Origin of the sequence: Microbacterium sp. BF1, assembly GCF_019279095.1 — a bacterium.
In the GTDB taxonomy this organism is placed as follows: Bacteria; Actinomycetota; Actinomycetes; order Actinomycetales; family Microbacteriaceae; genus Microbacterium; species Microbacterium maritypicum.
On record NZ_JAGYWT010000491.1, the window covers coordinates 1 to 1,787 of the forward strand.

General features: G+C 67.5%; 2 protein-coding genes. One reads left to right on the forward strand and one right to left on the reverse strand.

All coding sequences use genetic code 11. From position 1 onward, the window contains the following. Nucleotides 1-847 (reverse strand): enoyl-CoA hydratase/isomerase family protein (locus KZA10_RS14035; protein WP_218683188.1); only part of this gene is annotated, 847 nt, incomplete at its 3' end. Here KZA10_RS14035 and KZA10_RS14040 point away from each other — a divergent pair. Beyond that, nucleotides 826-1,787: right-handed parallel beta-helix repeat-containing protein (locus tag KZA10_RS14040; RefSeq protein WP_218683187.1), on the forward strand; the 962-nt coding region annotated here is incomplete at its 3' end. The two genes, KZA10_RS14035 and KZA10_RS14040, sit on opposite strands and share 22 nt — an antisense overlap.

A 1,787-nucleotide genomic window follows, 5' to 3' on the forward strand; every position in this document is an offset into this window, starting at 1 on the left:
CCTCGCGCACGGCATCGAGCGTGACCATGAGGCCGGTCGGCGCCAGCCCCTCGAGGAGATCCGCGGTTGCGGCGGCATCCGTCGTGCCCTGCGCCTGCAGGCGTTCGATGATCTCGCCCACGGTGGGAGCGGAGAAGGCCTCGTCGATCCACTCCCTCGACGCGGGCAGCTGCGAGGGCTCGGGCGTCTCGTCGAACAGCAGCACGATCTCGCTGGGGCTCGTCGGGTCGGCGCGGAATGCGAGAGCCTCGCTCAGCGCCTCGAGGCGCTCCGACGGCACGTAGTGATCAGCGAACCCGAGGTAGACGGCATCCGCTCCATTCATCACTGCCCCGGTGAGACCGAAGTACTCGCCGAGCCGTCCGGGAGCGCGGCCGAGCAGCCAGGTGCCGCCGACGTCCGGCGTGAATCCGATGCGCGTCTCGGGCATCGCGAGCTGGGAGCGCTCCGTGACGATACGGATCGCCGCGTGACCGGCGAGCCCGATTCCGCCGCCCATCGTGATGCCGTCGGCGAAGGCCACCACCGGCTTGGGGTACTCGGCGATCATGGCGTTCAACGCGTACTCGGCACGGAAGAACTCGGCGGTCTGCTCGGCCTGACCTGCCACGATCTGCGCGTGCAGTGCGCGCACGTCGCCGCCCGCACACATTCCACGCCCGCCTGCCCCGTCCAGCAGCACGATCTGCACGTCGGTGTCGTCTCGCCAGGCGTTCAACGCCGCGGTGAGGGCCTGGATCATCTCGACGTCGAGGGCGTTGATCGCCTCGGGGCGATTGAGCGTGAGCCGCCCGAGCGCCCCTTCGGTGCGGACGAGGACGCGGGATGCAGCGTGAGAATCGGTCAGGCGTGCGCCGCTACGCGACCTCGTACGACGTGCTCGGCACGGTCCGGATGCACAACGTCGGGGTGACGCTGCGAGACCTCGTGATCGAGGACAACGCCACGATCGGACTGTTCGTCGGAAACGACCGCGCGACCGTGGACAACCTCACCGTGCGCCGGAACGGGCTGCTCGGCATGTCGATCACGACGGCATACGGCACCACCTTCTCGGACTCGCTGGTCACCGACAACAACACCGAGCACTTCAACGGATCGCCCGTGGCGGGCGGCGTGAAGGTGACGCGTACGCGCGGCATCGTCATGAGCAATGTCGACACGAGCCGCAACATCGGCAGCGGCACGTGGTTCGACGAGTCCTGCTACGACGTGAAGATCCTCGATGTGACCTCGAACGACAACACGGAGATCGGGATCCATGCCGAGCTGTCCTCGAAGGTGACGATCGCCCGCAGCCAGGCGTTCGACAACCGGGAGGGCATCCGCATCTTCGACACGGAGAACGTGCTGATCTCGAACAACGATCTCGGCAACAACTCCCGGCACGACCTGAACCTGATGCAGGACGAACGGCGCCAGGCCACGCACAAGGTGGGGCGCGATCCCCGGGTGCCCGGCGTGGACCCCACCGTCACGTGGATCACGCGGAACATCACGATCCGCAACAACGTGTTCGGCGCTGGGGGGCCGCGGGCGATCTTCGCACACGACACGGCCACCGGACGCGCCGTCGACACGTGGAACGTGACGATCGACGGGAACCTGTTCAGCAGCGCCGCCGGCGGCCCGTCGATCGTCACCTGGGGTGGGTCCGGCTGTGGTTGCCATCGTCGTTCTCCCTCCCGCAGGCACCTGCACACGGCGGGTGACTTCTGCGACCAGAAGGTGCGCGAAGGGAATCAGGAACGCTTCGAGACGGACGACGGACAGAAGAGTGAGCGACC